This window comes from Microbacterium sp. Leaf288, assembly GCF_001422925.1.
GTDB lineage: Bacteria > Actinomycetota > Actinomycetes > Actinomycetales > Microbacteriaceae > Microbacterium.
On sequence record NZ_LMNI01000010.1, the window covers coordinates 843,306 to 860,269 of the forward strand.

Annotated in this window: 16 protein-coding genes; 13 read left to right on the forward strand and 3 right to left on the reverse strand. The window is 66.9% G+C overall.

Annotated features, from left to right (window positions below):
* Window positions 1-14 precede the first annotated feature (14 nt).
* From ASF40_RS08025 to ASF40_RS08040, 4 genes are all read left to right on the forward strand, one after another.
* Entirely contained in the window at window positions 15-947 is a 933-nt protein-coding gene (locus ASF40_RS08025) for a carbohydrate ABC transporter permease (protein ID WP_056367750.1), read from the forward strand.
* A gap of 95 nt (window positions 948-1,042) precedes the next feature.
* On the forward strand, window positions 1,043-1,864 hold the full coding sequence (locus tag ASF40_RS08030; protein ID WP_056368349.1) for a carbohydrate ABC transporter permease: 822 nt from the start codon (window positions 1,043-1,045) through the stop codon (window positions 1,862-1,864).
* 65 nt (window positions 1,865-1,929) lie between these two features.
* Complete coding sequence (locus ASF40_RS08035) at window positions 1,930-3,612, forward strand: glycoside hydrolase family 13 protein (RefSeq protein WP_396822989.1); 1,683 nt, start codon at window positions 1,930-1,932, stop codon at window positions 3,610-3,612.
* A gap of 397 nt (window positions 3,613-4,009) precedes the next feature.
* Window positions 4,010-4,558, forward strand: coding sequence for a GNAT family N-acetyltransferase (locus tag ASF40_RS08040; protein ID WP_056367754.1), 549 nt, complete (start codon window positions 4,010-4,012; stop codon window positions 4,556-4,558).
* A 176-nt stretch (window positions 4,559-4,734) separates the two neighbouring features.
* Here the strand turns inward: ASF40_RS08040 and ASF40_RS08045 are convergent, their stop codons facing one another.
* Window positions 4,735-5,715 carry an aldo/keto reductase gene (locus ASF40_RS08045; protein ID WP_056367757.1) on the reverse strand — a complete coding sequence of 327 codons (981 nt, stop codon included), beginning with the start codon at window positions 5,713-5,715 and terminating at the stop codon, window positions 4,735-4,737.
* Between the two features lie 148 nt (window positions 5,716-5,863).
* Here ASF40_RS08045 and ASF40_RS08050 point away from each other — a divergent pair, with 148 nt between their 5' ends.
* The 4 genes from ASF40_RS08050 (at window position 5,864) to ASF40_RS08065 (ending at window position 9,448) form a co-directional block, all read left to right on the forward strand.
* Window positions 5,864-6,757, forward strand: coding sequence for a helix-turn-helix transcriptional regulator (locus ASF40_RS08050; RefSeq protein ID WP_056367758.1), 894 nt, complete (start codon window positions 5,864-5,866; stop codon window positions 6,755-6,757).
* A 747-nt stretch (window positions 6,758-7,504) separates the two neighbouring features.
* On the forward strand, window positions 7,505-7,969 hold the full coding sequence (locus ASF40_RS08055; RefSeq protein ID WP_056367761.1) for a GNAT family N-acetyltransferase: 465 nt from the start codon (window positions 7,505-7,507) through the stop codon (window positions 7,967-7,969).
* 40 nt (window positions 7,970-8,009) lie between these two features.
* On the forward strand, window positions 8,010-8,870 hold the full coding sequence (locus tag ASF40_RS08060; RefSeq protein ID WP_082496926.1) for an NAD-dependent epimerase/dehydratase family protein: 861 nt from the start codon (window positions 8,010-8,012) through the stop codon (window positions 8,868-8,870).
* Between the two features lie 122 nt (window positions 8,871-8,992).
* A complete protein-coding gene (locus ASF40_RS08065) occupies window positions 8,993-9,448 on the forward strand; it encodes an AAA family ATPase (protein ID WP_056367764.1) in 456 nt (151 codons plus the stop codon).
* Between the two features lie 40 nt (window positions 9,449-9,488).
* Here ASF40_RS08065 and ASF40_RS08070 read toward each other — a convergent pair whose 3' ends face one another.
* On the reverse strand, window positions 9,489-11,585 hold the full coding sequence (locus ASF40_RS08070) for a helix-turn-helix domain-containing protein (RefSeq protein ID WP_056367767.1): 2,097 nt from the start codon (window positions 11,583-11,585) through the stop codon (window positions 9,489-9,491).
* Window positions 11,586-11,883: 298 nt separating this feature from the next.
* On the opposite strand from ASF40_RS08070, the gene ASF40_RS08075 reads away from it, so the two are divergent.
* The 3 genes from ASF40_RS08075 (at window position 11,884) to ASF40_RS08085 (ending at window position 14,135) form a co-directional block, all read left to right on the forward strand.
* Window positions 11,884-12,711, forward strand: a complete 828-nt coding sequence (locus ASF40_RS08075) for an alpha/beta fold hydrolase (protein ID WP_082496928.1) — start codon at window positions 11,884-11,886, stop codon at window positions 12,709-12,711.
* A 507-nt stretch (window positions 12,712-13,218) separates the two neighbouring features.
* The gene (locus ASF40_RS08080) at window positions 13,219-13,635 is read left to right on the forward strand and encodes a hypothetical protein (protein ID WP_157549527.1); all 417 of its coding nucleotides are present in this window, start codon (window positions 13,219-13,221) and stop codon (window positions 13,633-13,635) included.
* 128 nt (window positions 13,636-13,763) lie between these two features.
* Window positions 13,764-14,135, forward strand: a complete 372-nt coding sequence (locus ASF40_RS08085) for a hypothetical protein (protein WP_157549529.1) — start codon at window positions 13,764-13,766, stop codon at window positions 14,133-14,135.
* Between the two features lie 258 nt (window positions 14,136-14,393).
* On the opposite strand, the gene ASF40_RS08090 is transcribed toward ASF40_RS08085, so the two are convergent.
* Complete coding sequence (locus tag ASF40_RS08090) at window positions 14,394-14,951, reverse strand: XRE family transcriptional regulator (protein ID WP_056367772.1); 558 nt, start codon at window positions 14,949-14,951, stop codon at window positions 14,394-14,396.
* A gap of 31 nt (window positions 14,952-14,982) precedes the next feature.
* Between ASF40_RS08090 and ASF40_RS08095 the strand changes: the two genes are divergently transcribed.
* Entirely contained in the window at window positions 14,983-15,963 is a 981-nt protein-coding gene (locus tag ASF40_RS08095; RefSeq protein ID WP_082496929.1) for a DMT family transporter, read from the forward strand.
* 507 nt (window positions 15,964-16,470) lie between these two features.
* Window positions 16,471-16,791: a hypothetical protein gene (locus ASF40_RS08105; protein ID WP_157549531.1), complete on the forward strand. Its 321-nt coding sequence runs from the start codon at window positions 16,471-16,473 to the stop codon at window positions 16,789-16,791.
* The last annotated feature ends 173 nt before the right edge of the window (window positions 16,792-16,964 follow it).

Consider the following 16,964-nt stretch of genomic DNA (forward strand, 5'->3'; position numbering starts at 1 on the left):
AAGGGAACGCACTCATGGCAACCACCACGGCCACCCTCACGGTGCCCAAGGCGGGCAGGCGCTCCGGCGCGGCGACGATGCCGCGCACGCGCCGACGCGTCGAAGGGGTCTACTACCTCTTCCTGCTCCCCGCCCTCATCCTGTTCACACTCGCCATCACGATCCCGGCGGTCATCGGCATCTTCTTCAGCTTCACCGACTCGATCGGGTTCGGCGACTGGGAGTTCGTCGGGCTCATCAACTACGTGGCCGTCTTCACCGACCCGGCGATCCTGCAGAGCTATCTGTTCACCTTCGGCTTCGCTGCTGTCACCGTCATCGTCGTGAACGTGCTGGCGTTCCTGCTCGCGGTCGGGCTCGTCTCGCGCGTGCGGCTGAAGGCCGGGCTGCGAGCGATCTTCGTCATCCCGATGGTGATCTCGGGCATCATCATCGCCTACGTCTTCAACTTCCTGTTCTCGAACTCCCTGCCCGGGCTCGGGCAGGCGTGGGGCATCCCATGGCTCAGCGAGAGCATCCTCGCGAATCCGGATCTCGCGTGGATCGCCATCGTGATCGTCACGGCGTGGCAGGCGATCCCCGGCACGCTCCTCATCTACATCGCCGGCCTCCTGTCCATCCCGGGCGACGTGTACGAAGCGGCCGACATCGACGGCGCCGGCAAGATGCAGCAGCTCCTGCGGATCACGCTGCCACTGGTCGCGGGGTACGTCGTGATCAACGTCATCCTCGGCTTCAAGAACTTCCTGAACGCGTACGACATCATCGTCGGCCTCACCAACGGCGGCCCCGGCACCGCCACCCGCAGCATCGCGATGACGATCTTCACCGGCTTCTCGGGTGGCGACTACGCCTACCAGATGGCCAACGCCACGATCTTCTTCGTCATCGCGCTGATCCTCTCCCTCCTCCAACTCCGTCTCACTCGCGGAAGGAACGTGTTCTGATGACCACGCAAGCAGCCCTCGCCGTCGAGGACATCAACGCCGAACGCGTGCTCGACGGCGACGCCGTCCGCAAACCCGCCCGCTCGCGCTTCGCGATGGAGCGCGTGAACTGGTCCGGCACGATCGTGCTGATCCTCTGCGCCTTCACGGTCCTGATCCCGCTGTACGTCACGATCACTATGGCGTTCAAGACGCAGGGTCAGGCCGTCGACGGCAACGCGTTCTCGCTTCCGGCGCCGTGGAGCATCGAAGGGTTCGTCGCCGCCTGGGAGCTGACCGACTTCCCACGGGCGTTCACCATCTCGCTCCTCGTGACGGCGTTCACCGTCGCCGGCACGATCATCCTGGCCGCGCTGGCGTCGTTCGCCATCTCGCGCAACTGGGATCGCAAGCTCTTCCGCTACTCGTTCTACTACCTGCTTGCGGCGATGTTCCTGCCGTTCCCGGTGGTGGCGCTCCCCCAGATCCAGTTGACGGGACTCGCCGGGCTCGACAATCCCGTGGGCGTGACGATCCTGCACATCATGTTCCAGCTGAGCTTCAGCATCCTGCTGTTCACAGCGTTCCTGCGGTCGATCCCCGGTGAGCTCGAAGAGGCCGCCCGCATCGACGGCGCCACGACGTGGCAGACGTTCTGGCGGCTCATCTTCCCGTTGCTCGCGCCGATGAGTGCCACTGTCGGGATCTTCGCATTCCTGGCATCGTGGAATGACTTCATGATGCCGTCGCTCATCATCTCGGACCCGGCATCGCAGACGCTTCCGGTCGTCCAGAACATCTTCCAGACCCAGTTCAGCAACAACTACAACGTGTCGTTCGCCTCGTACCTCATGGCGATGGCGCCCGCGATCATCGTCTATCTGTTCACCCAGCGATGGGTCATGGAAGGCGTGACCCAGGGAGCCGTCAAGGGCTGAGGCCGCGGCATCCCACTCTCCCACCGAAGAATCACCTCGAAAGGAAACGCGTCTCCGTGACGACTGTGCACTCCGCACCGCTGACCGCAAAGCTGAATGACCTCACGACCCCCGATTGGTGGCGTCAGGCGGTCGTCTACCAGGTGTATCCGCGGAGCTTCGCGGATGCCGACGGCGACGGCATCGGCGACATCCGAGGCGTCACCTCGCGCGTGCCCTACCTGAAAGAGCTGGGGATCGACGCGGTCTGGCTGAGCCCGTTCTATCCGTCGGCGCTGGCTGACGGCGGCTACGACGTCGCCGACTACCGCGACGTCGACCCTCGCCTGGGCACGCTCGAGGACTTCGATGAGATGCTCAGGGCGCTGCACGGCGCGGGCATCAAGGTGGTGGTCGACATCGTGCCGAACCACACGTCGGATCAGCACGAATGGTTCCAGGAGGCACTCGCGGCCGGCCGAGGCTCGGCCGCTCGCGCACGGTACATCTTCCGCGACGGATCCGGGCCGGAGGGCTCCGAGCCGCCCGCTGACTGGGTGTCGGTGTTCGGCGGCTCGGCCTGGGAGCGCGTGGCCGACGGGCAGTGGTACTTCCACAACTTCGCGGTCGAGCAGCCCGACCTCGACTGGTCGAACCCGGAGGTGCGCGCCGACTTCGTGAAGACGCTGCGTTTCTGGTCGGACCGGGGTGTCGACGGCTTCCGCATCGACGTGGCGCACATGCTCACAAAGGATTTCGTCGATCCCCTCCCCTCGCAGGCCGAGCTCGACGCGATGCCTCGCGACGGCAACCACCCGATGATCGACCGCGACGATGTGCACGAGGTGTACGCGGAGTGGCGCGAGGTGTTCGACTCCTACGACCCGCCGCGCACCGCCGTGGCCGAGGCGTGGGTCGAGCCTTCCCGCATCCCGCTGTACGCGCGCGCCGAGAGCCTGGGCCAGGCCTTCAACTTCGACTTGCTCGAGGCAGACTTCGACGCCGCGCAGTTCCGCCGGATCGTCGGGGACAACCTCGCGCTCGCCGGGAAGTCGGGCTCGTCGACCACGTGGGTGCTGTCGAACCACGACGTGGTGCGTCATGCGACGCGTTACGGACTGCCCGACGTCGAGCGCGACGACAAGGGACGCCCCACGCGCAAGCACGGCAACGAGTGGCTGCTGTCGGGCGGTACGTCGCCCGTGCTCGACACCGAGCGCGGACTGCGCCGCGCCCGCGCCGCGACGCTCTTCGTGCTGGGCCTGCCGGGTTCGGCGTATGTCTACCAGGGCGAAGAACTGGGCCTGCACGAAGTGGCCGCGATCCCCGACTCCCAGCGCCAGGACCCGACCTTCTTCCGCAGCCCCGGCGAGGACATCGGACGGGACGGATGCCGCGTTCCGCTGCCGTGGTCGGCTTCGGGGTCCTCCCTCGGTTTCGGCGACGGCGGCGCCCACCTGCCGCAACCCGAGTGGTTCGCGGATCTCGCGGTGTCGGTAGAGGAGGACGACCCGCGCTCGACGCTCGCGCTCTACCGCCAAGCCCTCGCGCTGCGCCGGCTGCTGCAGACCGGCGAATCGCTGGAGTGGATCGACACCGGTCGCGAGGACGTGCTGGCTTTCCGCCGTCCGAACGGGTGGACGGTCTTCACCAACTTCGGTGAGACACCGTACGATCTGCCCGACGGAGGCGCGATGTCGCTCTCGAGCCACCACGTCGAGGGTCGCGAGCTCCCGGGCGAGGCGACCGTCTGGATCTCTGGGGCCTGACCGCCCCTCCCGAGCGCAGGGCAGCGGATGCCGCGGCAAGCGAGAGCCGCGGCATCCGCGTCTGGGAATCACCTCGAGAGAAGGCGGCGCGACATCGATCACCGCCCCGCTTGCGAAGCGTGCCGGAGGAAGTCCGGGAACTTGGCAGAACACCGTGGACGGAGCGTCATCCGGACCAGCGACGGCTGCAGCTTTGATCCGCCGGAGCCCCGCGCCGCCGTTGTTCTCTGCGTCCTGTCGGTGGCGTTGGAGTTGCCGATGGCCGTTGAGATCGCAATGATCGCCGGAGCTCTCGTGCTGCTGGCATCTGCGGGTGGGTTGATCGGTGCGGCTGCGGTGGCGCGAAAGACGTGAGTGGGCTGTGTCTCGGCAGGTACCGCCCGTTTAGGCTTGCCCGATGCCTGAGGAATTCCGCGTCGTGTCGCATGGCGCACTGACCGCCTCACAACTCTCCGCTCTGCGGGGGTTGTTCGACCGGGAGTACCTCGCAGAGTACGGAGGGTGGGATCCGGATCGGCCCTACGGATACTCGCCTGCCAGCGTGCACATCCTCGCCTTCGTGGGCTCTGCGCTGGTGGGCCACGTCGGGTTTCAGACCCGGACGCTCACCGTCGGGGAAGCGGAAGTCACGGTCGCCGGCACAGGCGGCGTCTTGGTAGACGAGGTTGCGCGCGGCAGCGGGCTTGGTCGGCGCCTCATGCGTCGCGCGCAGGAAGCGATGTGGGAGGACGAGCGAATACAGTTCGGCTACCTCGGTTGCCGAGAGGGAGTCATTCCGTTCTACGAGAGCGCCGGGTGGCAACGAGTGCGAGCCGTCGAGCGTCACACATCGATGCAGGATCCGCGGTCGACGGTGGTGTCGTCCGACGGTCCACTGCTGATCTTCCCCATCCGGGGACGCGATTGGCCGGCCGGCGAAATCGACCTGCGCGGCACCCCCTGGTGAGGCTCGAGCTGACCGGCACGGCGGCTCCGGCCTAGGCCAGCTCACTGATGGACCGGGTTGCGATCGCACCTTGCCCGGGGCGAGCATCCGTCCAAAGTGCGGCGTCACGGTAGGCCGAGCAACCCCTCCAGACGCTCGTTGACGAACCCAGCCCGAGCTGCGGCGGTCTGCCCCGATCACCGGTCGATCGAGGCCATGTTGGCTTGGTCGTGTCGTTCACCGGCGGCGGGTTCGAGCGCGCTGAGGCGATCGGCCTGCTCCTGAGTCAGCTCGAGGGCGTCGGCTGCGGTGTTCTCCTCCACACGCGCGACTCGCCGCGTGCCGGGGATTGGGGCGATGTCGTCTCCTCGGGTGAGGATCCACGCCAGCGCGGTCTGTGCCGGGGTGGCTCCGATCTCGGCACCGATGGCACGGACCTCGTCGACGAGGCGGAGGTTGCGGGTGAAGTTCTCGCCCACGAACCGGGGGTTGGTCTTGCGCCAGTCGTCGTCGGGGATGTCGGCAGCGGAGCGGATTTGCCCGGTGAGCAGCCCGTGACCGAGGGGTGAATAGGGAACGAACCCGATGCCGAGCTCGCGCAGCAGAGGAAGGATCTCAGCTTCCACGTCGCGGGTCCACAGCGAGTACTCGGTCTGGAGGGCGGAAACGGGCTGTACGGCGTGCGCCCGGCGAATGGTCTGTGCGGATGCTTCGGACAGTCCGAAGTGGAGCACTTTGCCTTCGGCGATCAGGTCAGCGACGGCACCTGCGGTGTCTTCGATGGGCATGTTCGAGTCGACGCGGTGCTGGTAGTACAGGTCGATGTGGTCGGTACCGAGACGGCGCAGGGACCCTTCGACCGCGGCTTTCACGTTCATCGGGGCGCTGTCTGTGACACCGGGTCCGCCGCCGGAGTGTGAGACGAGCCCGAACTTGGTGGCGATCTTCACCTGGTCGCGTCGTCCGCGAAGTGCTTGGCCGACGATCTGCTCGCTGAGGTACGGACCATAGATCTCCGCGGTATCGATGTGGGTGACGCCGAGGTCCAGGGCGCGGTGTATGGTGCGGACGGACTCGTCGTTGTCGAGCGCTCCACCCGTCGTGTAGGTGCCGGCCATCGTCATCGCACCAAGGCCGATGCGAGAGACCTCGAGGGATCCCAGGTGTGCGTTCTTCACGGGTGGTGTGTGCCTTTCTCGAATGTCGCCGTTCGTTCTGCGGCTGATGGTTCGAGTCAACGCTTCTTCCGCCGGGTGAGCGTGGCCCTGTCTATGGGTGCCCCGACAGGAACCCCCTACGCGCCCCGAGTCGGCGTAACTTCGAAAGATGGATGCCTCGGACGCGATCAGCGACTTCCTCACCACGCGGCGCGCCAAGCTCACGCCGTCGCAGGTGGGGCTGCCGGACTTCGGCGGCCGCCGTCGGGTGCCCGGACTCCGCCGGGAAGAAGTCGCACTGGTGGCCGGGATGAGCGCGGAGTACTACAAGCGGCTGGAGCGTGGCAACGCCGCGGGGGTTTCCGAAGCCGTCATCGACGGCGTCAGCCGCGCCCTGCAGCTCGACGAAGCCGAGCACGCCCATCTGTATGACCTGATCCGCGCCGCGAATGCCGGCACCCACCCACAACGGCGAGCGAAGACCACCCGCACGTCGCAACTCACGCCCGGTGCGAGGCAGACGATCGACGCGATGTCGACGGTGCCCGTTTACGTGCAGAACGGCCGTCTTGATGCCGTCGCCACCAACCGGCTCGGGCGAGCGCTCTACTCTGAGATGCTCGATGACGGCCCGCACCCGGCCAACGCCGCCCGGTTCATCTTCCTCGACCCGAGGGCGCGGTCCTTCTACCGGGAATGGGAAGCGCAGACACGTCAGATAGTGGCTGTCCTTCGCACCGAGGCCGGCCGCTCCCCCTACGACCGTCGACTGACGGGGCTTGTCGGCGAGCTCTCAACCCGAAGCGATCTGTTCCGAAAGCTCTGGGGAGCCCACGACGTCCGCGAGCACCGCACCGGCCTCAAACTGATCCACCATCCGGTCGTCGGCGATCTCGACCTCACCTTCCAAGCCATGGACCTCGCGTCCGACCGCGGACTCCAGATGATCGTCTTCTCCGCCGAACCCGGAACCCCCAGCCACGAGCGCCTCCAGCTGCTCGCCAATCTGGCAGAAACCGCCGTCCCTGCGCAATCCGCCGAGAGATCAAGCTACCCAGCCTGAAACGCCGCTCGCCGAGGACCGGCCTACGGGCACTGCACGGATATGGATCGAGCGATCGCCTCAAACGGAAGGCTCCGTTTCGGTAGGAAGTACCTCGGCCCCCTTCCAACGTGCTTCCGTCGAGGCAACGCAGAAAGTCGTCCGCGGTCATGACCTCGATCTCCTGCCCCTGGTCCTGCAACTCGAACGCTTTGCGCGCTTTGCCTGTGACGCTGGAGCCGGGCCGGAGCACTGCGGGATTGATGTCGCCCACGACGAGCACGGGGCAGAATCCACGTATGCTCGGCCGCATGACCGACTACGCGTTCAAACCCGGGACGATGTCTTCACCCAGGGCGCACGCGGCACTGTGATCGACGTCCGGGCAACTCCGTCCGGCAAGTGGGTCTTCGGTGTCGAGGACGCCAACGGGACGGTCGACTACTACACGGCTAGGGCTCTCCGGTTGGCGTCGAGCTAGCGTCGGCCTCGAACCTCCTTCGAAGGAGGACACCTCACGGGACAGGGCGCGAGGCCAACTCGGATGAATCGAGCCGTCCACACAAAGAAGAAGCCCCGACTGTTACCACACAGCCGGGGCGAGACGAATGAGAAGTTCGCCTATCTCGCCCAGAGTACCGCGCGCACCTGGGAGATGACTGGCGACGACCATTTGGGTCTGAGCGCTCTATCGAGCCGACCGACAAGGGAGCGCGCATCGAGCGACGCGATGCGGCCCAGGTCGACCGGAGCGGCGACAATTGGCTTGTGAAGATCGAGCGAGTATCGGATGTCGATCTCGAGGAGATTCGCGCGTTCCTTCGTGAAGCCGATCTGACACTTGCAGGCCTCGAAGCCCCCACTGTCCAACTCTGGATCGAGCGCGACAAATGTGGGGAGATCGTCGGCAGCGCGGGATTCGAGCTAAGCGCAAATCGGAAGCACGCCCTGATCCGAAGCGTGGCGGTGGCGCAGCAGCGCCGATCCGCTGGGGCGGGATCGCGTCTTGCGAAGTTTGCCTTGGAGCGAGCGCACGAAGCCGGCGCTACGCGCGCGTGGCTGTTCTCGCGACGGTCCGGGCCGTTCTGGCAGAACCTCGGCTTCACCCGCGCCGACCGTGAGCAACTCGCGGCGACTCTGCCGGACACGCACCAGGTGCTTCTCTTCGTTGAGACGGGTCAACTCGACCGCAAAGTCGCGTGGTCCCGGAGCCTCAGCGACGACGCGCGCTGAGCGACCGGCCAAGTGAGCCGGCGCGTCCTAAGGTCGACGCATGAGGCGCTCCACCCCGCAATCATCGACGGCCGCAGCGCCCGAAGCCGCGGTGGTGTGGGTGAGTGGTTCGCAGGGCAAGCTCGGGCGCGAGGTGTGCCGCCAGTTGCGCGCGGCCGGCGTCCGCGTTCTGGAGGCTGATCTGCAAGGACCATCCTCCGTGGATCTGGCCGACGCGGACGAGGTGGCACGTTCGATGCAAGGCGCGACCGCGATCATCCACTGCGCCGCGATCCCTTCCCCGGAGCACACCGAGCCCAGCGAACTCGTCCGCAACAACACGATGGCCTGCTTCAACGCGCTGAAGCAGGCGTGGGAGGCGGGCATCAGCACTGCTGTGCTGGTTTCGAGCGGCGCCATCTACGGCACGTCATTCTCGCCTGAGCCGCTCCTCTTCTCGACCCTCCCGGTGAATGAGTCGACGCCGCTCGCCTTTGTTGACCCGTACGCGCTGACGAAGGACTTCACTGAGCGCATGGGCGAGATGTACGCGCGACGCGGAATGACGGTCACGGCGCTGAGGCCGCACTGGATCCTCACTTCCGGCGAGGCCGAGCGTGTCGCCCGCACCCGCAGCGACGCCGACGGCGCCGCGAGCCTGTGGGGCTGGATCCACCTCGAGGACGCCGCTCGAGCATGCGTGCTCGCCCTGCAGCCTCGACCCGAGCACCGCGGATACGAAGCGGTAGTGATCGCAAGCGACGACACGCTCTCAGAAACTCCGACGAGCGACTTGCTGGCCCGCCACCTCCCGGGCGCGACTCGCCACGGGGACTTCCCAGACCACAGAGGCGGGTTCGACACCTCGCGCGCAGCCACCGTTCTCGGCTGGCATGCGACGCGCTCGTGGCGACATGGCTGATGCGCCAGCACGATTCCCTGCCCCCGCCAAGGTGGAACGACAGGGCTCCGACAGCAGCCAGAGTCAGTACGGTGAGGGACCCGGTCAGCGCCCGATTCACCAGGTCGGCTAGCGTCTTGAGCGTGAGCCGTATTCTTGTCACCGGCATGTCTGGGGCGGGCAAGACGACGCTTCTCGATGAGCTCCGACGTCGCGGCCACCAAACGGTCGACACTGATTACGACGGTTGGACGCAGGGTGACGGCACTTGGGATGAGCCGCGCATGGCCGCACTGCTGGCGAATGGGGGCCCTGTCATCGTTTCCGGGACGGTCGAGAACCAGGTGCGGTTCTACGACAACTTCGACGCGATCATCCTCCTGACCGCACCACTCAGCGTGCTCCTGGAACGCGTCTCGGCACGCGTCAATAACCCGTACGGCACAACGAGCGAAGAGCGTGAAGAGATCTCACGCAACCTCCGTGATGTCGAACCGCTCCTCAGGTCGGGAGCAACGCTCGAACTGGACGGCCGCGAGACCGTCTCGGCACTCGCCGATCGCGTCGAGGCCGTCATCCGCGACACGAGGTCACACTAGCGACCGATCAGGGACCGATGAACGGACGGGCCGGGAGCCCTCACTGGGCAAGCAGATCGGTGAGCTGGCGGCGTGAGCTGATCTGGAGTTTCCGGAACACCTTGCGCAGGTGGTAATCGACCGTATTCGGGCTGATGAACATCGACGCGGCAATCTCGGTATTCGTCGCACCGCGCGCTGCCAGCAGTGCGACCTCCCGTTCCTGGCTGGTGAGGAGGTCCGGCGCTTTCGGTTCGCTGAGGACCTGCGCGCCTGCGGCTTGGATCTCGCGGCGAGCGCGTTCGGCGAAGGTGACCGCACCGCGTGCGGTGAAGGTCTCGTACGCGAGCTGCAGCTGTACGCGGGCGTCGTTCCTCCGCCGCACACGACGCAGCCATTCTCCATACAGCAGGCGGGCGCGGGCGCCGTCACCGTCGTGGTCGCCGACGAGCGCGTCGATGGCCGAGAGGTAGTGCTCCTCAGCGCTCTGATCGTCGGCGAGGAGGGCGCGGGATCGGTCTCGCAGCCCGCGCGCGACGACGGAGCCGCTCACATCGGCGTAGGACTCCAGCTTCGCGAGCGCCCAGTGGGCCGATGAATGGTTTCCGCTTCGGGCGGCAGCCTCAATGTATTCGGGGATGTGATGAAAGCTCGCTTGAAGAAACGGATGGCGGACGAGCGGCGAAAGGCGCTCGAACGCCGCCTCGTAAGCTCCGGCGGCGATCTCGTTGATCGCGATCGCACCGATGGCCATGCGGGTGATGCCGCCCCACCCTGCTTCGTGAATCGCGTGGGTGATCTGCTCGACCACCGCCGGCGGTGTGCCCTGCCAGGCGAGCAGCCCCGCGTTCACCGCCTGTTCGTCGATCACCCCGAGCGCACGTCGGAGCTCCGCAGATTGGTCGATATAGCCGGCGGCGGCCTTCGGGTTCATCCTGCTCATCTCGACCGCGCTGAGGATCCACAGACAAGCGTCGACGTCGCGCAGTGCGCCGACGGTCCGGCTGACTCGCGCCGCGCGCTGGAGCAGTTCGGACGCGGCATGCCAGTCCCAGAGCGCGACGCACGGGATGGTCACATAGAAGGCGAGGCCGGTGGGCTCTTCGCCCATCCCGTCCAGCAGCGCGTCGAGCGCTTCCCGGAGCAGGGGCGCCGCGATCACGTAGTCATCGAGGATGAACGCGCTCATCGCGCGGAGAAGCATCGCGGTGAGGTCTTCGCCGTCGGAAGCGGCCCTCATCCGGAGTCCGAGATCTCGAATGTCGGCGCCGACGGCCTGCTCCTCCGTGACGGTGCCCGAGTTGAGGGCGAGAAGCAGCGTCTGGCGGGACAGGTCCGGCGCAAGCTCGCTCACGAGATCCGCCGCGGCGATCAGCTTGCCCAGCCCGCCTCGAAGACCCTCCGGGTGGGACAGGAACATCCCGGACATCGCCTCGACGATGAGCTTGCGGCCTCGGCCGACGTCGTTGAGGGCGGCTTCGTCCACTCGATCGAGCAGCTGCACGGCGAGTCGCGCAGCGCCCGCGCTGAGGGCGGCCTCGGCGGCCGCCACGGATCGCTCGCTGCGATCGGCGACCGTCGTCGACAGGGAGGCGGCGCGGGCGAGCAGGTGCGCGCGCGAGAGCATGCCACCGCGCGCACCGGCAGTGTCGGCCGCCGAGGCGAGTTCCGCGGCAACGCCATCGTCGGGCCTGTCGACCGCGGCCGCCGCGTGGTACGCCGCGATCTCGGGCCAGCCGTGCGATCTCGCGTGGTCGCCGAGCGCGCGGTGCGCTCTCCTTCTGTCTGCGCCGGTGGCGTCGGCGTAGACGGCTGAGCGAATGAGCGGATGCCGGAAGCGGATTCTGTCGCGCGTGCGCACGAAGTCGATCCGCTCGGCGTCGGCGGAGGCATCGGTGGGGATGCCGAGCGCGTCGGCGGCGGCGCTGACCGCGCCGATATCGCCGCTCGACTCGGCGGCGGCGATGAGAAGCCATTGCCTGCTGGCTTCGGGAAGCTCCCGCAGCCGGCGCGCGTAGATCTGCTCGAGTCGGCGACCGATCGGAATCGGCGAGTGGGAGATCGCGGTCGCGGTGAGCTCCTCCGCGGACCATTCCACGGCGAGTTCTCGCAGCGCGAGCGGATTCCCCGCCGTGTATGCGACGTAATCGGCTGCCACGGTGTGATCGAGGACTCCTCTCGTCGCCCCGCGAATCAGTGTGGAGCCGGAATCCGGGTCCAAGCCGCCCAACTCGAGACGAGGTACGCCGGCCAGGGTGCCTTCGACCGCGTCGTCCATGCGGGCGGCGATCACAATGCCGGCGCGCCGACTACGCGCTCGACTGGGCTGTCAGCCACGCGAGACCCACGCGGTCCGCCGTCGCCGGGTGATCCGACGGCACGTCGAGCGCCCGCAGAACCAGCACACCTCACACCGCACACCGCACACCGCACACCGCACACCGAAAGGAAACTCCATGATCAATCGAAAGGGCAGAGGCCTGCTGGGCCTCGCCGCAGCAGCCATCGTTTCGGTCGCCGTGGTCACGGGAATCGCCGCCCCAGCGGCTGCGGGGCCCACCGCAACCACCGGGTCCGGCACGCCGAAGCCCACGATCGTCCTCGTGCACGGCGCGTTCGCCGACTCCAGCGGATGGAACCTCGTCGCCCCTGCCCTCGAAGCCGGCGGCTATCCGGTCATCGCCTTCTCCAACCCATTGCGCGGCATCCAATTCGACAGCCAGTACCTGCGCGACTTCCTCACCACAGTCGAAGGACCCGTCGTGCTCGTCGGACACTCCTACGGCGGCGCACTCATCACGAACGCCGCCACGGACAACCCCAACGTGAAGTCGCTCGTCTACATCGCGGCCTACGCCCTGGCCGAAGGCGAATCCGTCGCTGCGGCGAACGGACTCGGCGGCGGGCACTCCGAGGTCACGGAGCACCTCGTCATCCGCCCGTTCCCGGGTGCGTCCGAGAACGACGCAGACGCCTATATCGACCCGGCGGTGTTCCCGGAGCTGTTCGCTCAGGACGTCCCCAAGGTGGTGGCGAAAACGATGGCCGCCTCGCAGCGCCCCGGCTCCTACGCCTCGCTCGTCACGCCCTCGGGACCGCCGGCGTGGGAGAGCATCCCGAGCTGGTACATGGTCGCCAAGCAAGACCGCATCATTCCACCCGAGGCCGAACGCGCGATGGCCGAACGCGCCGGCGCGACCACGGTCGAGGTCAACACCTCGCACGTGCCGATGATCAGCAAGCCCCTCTCGGTAATCGCTCTGATCAAGCAGGCCGCCAAGTAGCGTGCGAAGATCGCTGGCTCCGCGGGTCGGACCCGCGGCGCCGGCGATCTGTGCTGGGCGCACACGCTGTGGTCGCGGCTCAGGTGTCGGCGAAGCGCTGTTCGTTCTTTGATCTACCGCGATGTGGGGCCGAGGCTGCCAAGTGCGGCAGGATGGCTCCAAATGCCAACGCCAGACGATCCTCGCCTCGAGGAGCTTCGTGACCTTCGCACCCGCGCATACGGACCGCACGCCGACATTCACGAGGACGCTGCGGCACTGGCTCGGCTCCGCGAACTCGAAGCACACGCCAGCGGCGCGGTCGCCGATCCTGCGATCCGAACGCCGATCACTGGACCTCGCGTGGAGCCAACGGCGTCTGATGCATCGGCCCCCGCAGACGACGGGCACACGTCGGCGGCGGGTAGCGTCACACCGACCGGGCCGGCCACTGCTGTGGAGTCGCCGGCATGGTGGCGCAGGCGCGTCCCCCTGCTCTGGACCGCCGCGGGCGTCTTCGGTGGTCTCGTGATCGGCGCCGGATCGATGTTGCTCGTGCAGCCAACCCCGCCTCAACAGGTCGCGGTGCTCCATGCCGATCCAGACGCCGAGTGGCCGAACCAGATGTTCGGTGCGAGCCCCGAGGACGGCCAGCGCTACAACGAGTTTCACGGATTGACCGTGGTCACCTACGACCAGAACACCGGCGATGGCGCCTCGCGGCCATGCCTCGCCGTCCTCACCACTCCGAGCGGTGCGGGCTTCGCCGCGGGAGGCTGCGGCGCAGGGCCATTCCCGGCCACCGTTTCGCTGCAGATCACGTCGCTGTTGCCTCAGGCGCTGCGCGACGAGTTCCCTGAAGATACCTCGCTCCAATTCGTGCACGACGATGCGGGGGTGCAGGTCTACGCGGCCCAGCCGACCACCGCACGACCGAACCCCTGAACGTTGCCGGTGCAGGCCTCCACAGTCGCTGGCTCGGGGACCGGCTCGCGGGCGGGCTGAGTGGGGCGACGATAACGATCCGACGACTGTCGGCGGCTCGAGCGGCCAACCGCACCTAGCCTGAGGCGATGTCTGGAGCGACGCAGGGCGATGCCACGTCTCGTGAACGATTGCGAGTGCCGCTGGGACGGCTTGCGATCGCGACCGTGCTCACGGCCGCAACCCTCGCCGTAGTCTGGTTCGTCGCTGTCCCATTGGGGCCCGTGGCGTGCCCTGCGATCATGCCCCCACCGACCAATTGCATGTCGTCCTACCGGGAAGGCACGGCGCTCGTCATCTCCGTCGCGACTGTGTCCATCTACGCCGCGATGGTCGTCGGTGCCCTCACGATTGGTCGCCGACGCCCCGCGATCGTGACGGCCGGCATCGTCGTACTCACTGCTCTGCTCGTCACAGCGTGGCCCCTGATCGGTTTGCTCGCAGGCTTTCCCCTGGCCTGATGGCTGAATCGACGCCTCGGTTCGTGATCGAGAACGACGCCATCGCCGTGTAGGCAAGATCACCGTGACCGACGACGTGATCCCCACGGTCCGCGATGCGACGGTCGACGATCACCCAGCCGATCCGCGCGTAGGCACCGGTAACCGCGCCGAGGCGTTCGCCGACCTCAGGGTGACGCGACAGTTCATCGCGAAGCGGGCATCACCCCGATTCGGCGAGCTCGTCGGGCAAGGGAGGCCGCCGCCACGGCCGGCGCGTCAGCTTACGACGACGCGCACGAACCATACCGGAGCGACGCCGTCATTGACGTATGAGTATTTCTGCGCGCTGGAGTACATGACGTGCTGCCCGGCTGTCAGGTGGGTGATGCCGTCTTCGCGCTCGACGCGCAACGCCCCTTCGGTGACGAGGATCATTTCCTGCCAGCCGGCCGGATCGGCGTTGGCGTCGTATCGCTCTCCTGCCCCGAGCGTCCAGGTCCACAGCTGCGCCTCCCTCGTGGCGCGTGCGGATCCCAGCAGGGTGCCGACGCTGTCTGCGGAGTCACCCCGCCACGCCACTTCACGGATCGCGTCGCGCGGTACGGACGGCGCGGCGACGAGATCGACGAATGTCACCCCCAGCGCAGCCGCGATGTGGTCCAGCGCCGACAAGCTGACGTTCGCCTCACCGGCCTCCAGATTGATGATCGTGCGCCTGCTCACACCGGACTCCGCCGCGAGGGCGGCCTGACTCACGTCGGCGGCGACGCGGAACCGCCGCACGTTCGCCCCCACATGCGCCAGTACTTCACCCCGGGACCCATCGAGTTGCATGTGCACAATTCTGCACTATACGATGTGCAATATGCTGCACATTCGGGATGTCTTGGGTCGGATCCGGTGGGGTCGTGCCGAACTGGCTCTCATCGGGATCACGATCGTCTGGGGAGCGACCTTCCTCATCGTTCACCTGACCCTCGAGCACACCGGGCCATGGTTCTTCGTCGGCATCCGTTTCCTCACCGCAGGCCTGCTCAGCGCCATCGTCTTTCACCGCGTCCTGCGCGGCCTGCGCTGGAAGGAATTCGCCGCGGGGTCGGCGATCGGCGTCACGATCTATCTCGGATACGGCCTGCAGACCGTGGGCCTGCAGACGATCGACAGCAGCACATCCGCGTTCCTCACCGCCCTCTACGTCCCCCTCGTGCCGCTGCTGCAATGGCTGGTGTTCCGCAAAGCGCCCACCCGGATGGCACTCCTCGGCATCGCGCTGGCATTCATCGGCCTGATCCTCCTCACCGACCCCAGCAGCGTCGGCCTTCACTGGAGCACCGGCGAGATTCTGACGCTCCTCAGCACCGTGCCCATCGCCGCAGAGATCGTCCTCATCGGGCTGTTCGCCAAACGCGTGAACGTCGGACGCGTCACCGTCATCCAACTCCTCGTCGCCGGAATCCTCGCGTTCCTGACCATGCCGATCGTCGGCGAGCAAGCGCCCGCGTTCTCCTGGGCATGGCTGGCCTCGGCGCTCGCCCTGGGCGCGGCGAGCTGCCTCATTCAACTCACGATGAACTGGGCGCAACGCTCGGTCAGCCCCACCCGGGCGACCATCATCTACGCCGGCGAACCAGTCTGGGCCGGCATCATCGGCCGCATCGCAGGCGACCGCCTCCCACCCATCGCCATCCTCGGCGCCGCACTCATCGTCATCGGCTCACTCGTCAGCGAACTGCGACCTCGGAGCGCACCGGATGCCGAACACCCCACCGACACCACACCGCACGACGGAGACACGCGGTACGCCGAGCCTGCAGACACGCATGCACCCTCCCCAGGCGCTCGCTGATCGACCGCCTCCCGGGCCGCCTACAGGCGAGCCACATCGTTGCCTGAGGATGCCGTGGGACAGTCCCCTCGGTTCATCGGGGAGGTGGAGGGCGCCGACTTGTACCTTGCTCGCGGCACGAACAACAGCTTGTGCCTCATTCAGATTCGGGATGAAGAATGGGAGCAGATGGGGTGCGGTGCAGGCCTTGGCGTTGGAAGCACACTCGAAAGCGGCACGCGAATCGAAGCCGGGACGTTCAAGTTCCCCGACAACGAAGTCGGAGAGGGCAAGCGCACACCGCTCAGTGACAGCGTGACAGTGATCTACTTCCCCTAGTTGGTTCGCAGTCAGCCGGGGCCACGCTAGCCTCGCCCCGTATATCGGTCCCTAACGGACCGTCTCTTGACAGCGCACGCCATTCCAGTCCCCCCTGTTCGCCGACCTATCGCAACAGCCACAATCGCTGTTGTGCGGGACCACGTGCTCATGTCCAAGATTGCGAACGCGCTCATCGAGGATGCTCAAGTGCGCGCTTCCAGCCTCCTGCCCGTTCTGTCCGCGTTCCGCGCGATGTGGGGAGGACTGTGGGTGGGCGGACGAGTGACGCTCACCCCGGAGTCCGTCTCCTTCGCGGCGAACACGCTGAACCGCGTCGCGCAGGCGGGCACGATGGATGTCGCCGTGCCGCTGGACCAGGTGACGAATGTGGAAGTCCTGCCCGGCTTCTTCACCAACATCGTGGCGATCAGCACCCCGGTCCGTGTCTTGAAGGTTCGCTGCTACGGGGCGCGTCGCTTCGCAGACGCGGTGATCGCAGCTCGCGATGCTGTCAGCGGTGCACGATAAGCAAGGCTGTCGGATCGAGGACGACAGCTGAACTGTCGTCCGCGCAAATCGCCACACCTGGTCGTCACGTCCGGGAACTCCGCAGCATGACGTGACGATGGTGATGTAGCTGACCCAGATCGCGGGCCGATCCAGACACGCTGGCACCCGCATCGGGCCGCCGCCGGGGCGTT

Coding starts and splice junctions, on each gene's coding strand:
- ASF40_RS08025 (WP_056367750.1), top strand. CDS start 15: ATGGCAACCACCACGGCCACCCTCACGGTGCCCAAGGCGGGCAGGCGC.
- ASF40_RS08030 (WP_056368349.1), top strand. CDS start 1,043: ATGGAGCGCGTGAACTGGTCCGGCACGATCGTGCTGATCCTCTGCGCC.
- ASF40_RS08040 (WP_056367754.1), top strand. CDS start 4,010: ATGCCTGAGGAATTCCGCGTCGTGTCGCATGGCGCACTGACCGCCTCA.
- ASF40_RS08050 (WP_056367758.1), top strand. CDS start 5,864: ATGGATGCCTCGGACGCGATCAGCGACTTCCTCACCACGCGGCGCGCC.
- ASF40_RS08060 (WP_082496926.1), top strand. CDS start 8,010: ATGAGGCGCTCCACCCCGCAATCATCGACGGCCGCAGCGCCCGAAGCC.
- ASF40_RS08075 (WP_082496928.1), top strand. CDS start 11,884: ATGATCAATCGAAAGGGCAGAGGCCTGCTGGGCCTCGCCGCAGCAGCC.
- ASF40_RS08085 (WP_157549529.1), top strand. CDS start 13,764: ATGTCTGGAGCGACGCAGGGCGATGCCACGTCTCGTGAACGATTGCGA.
- ASF40_RS08090 (WP_056367772.1), bottom strand. CDS start 14,951: ATGCAACTCGATGGGTCCCGGGGTGAAGTACTGGCGCATGTGGGGGCG.
- ASF40_RS08095 (WP_082496929.1), top strand. CDS start 14,983: ATGCTGCACATTCGGGATGTCTTGGGTCGGATCCGGTGGGGTCGTGCC.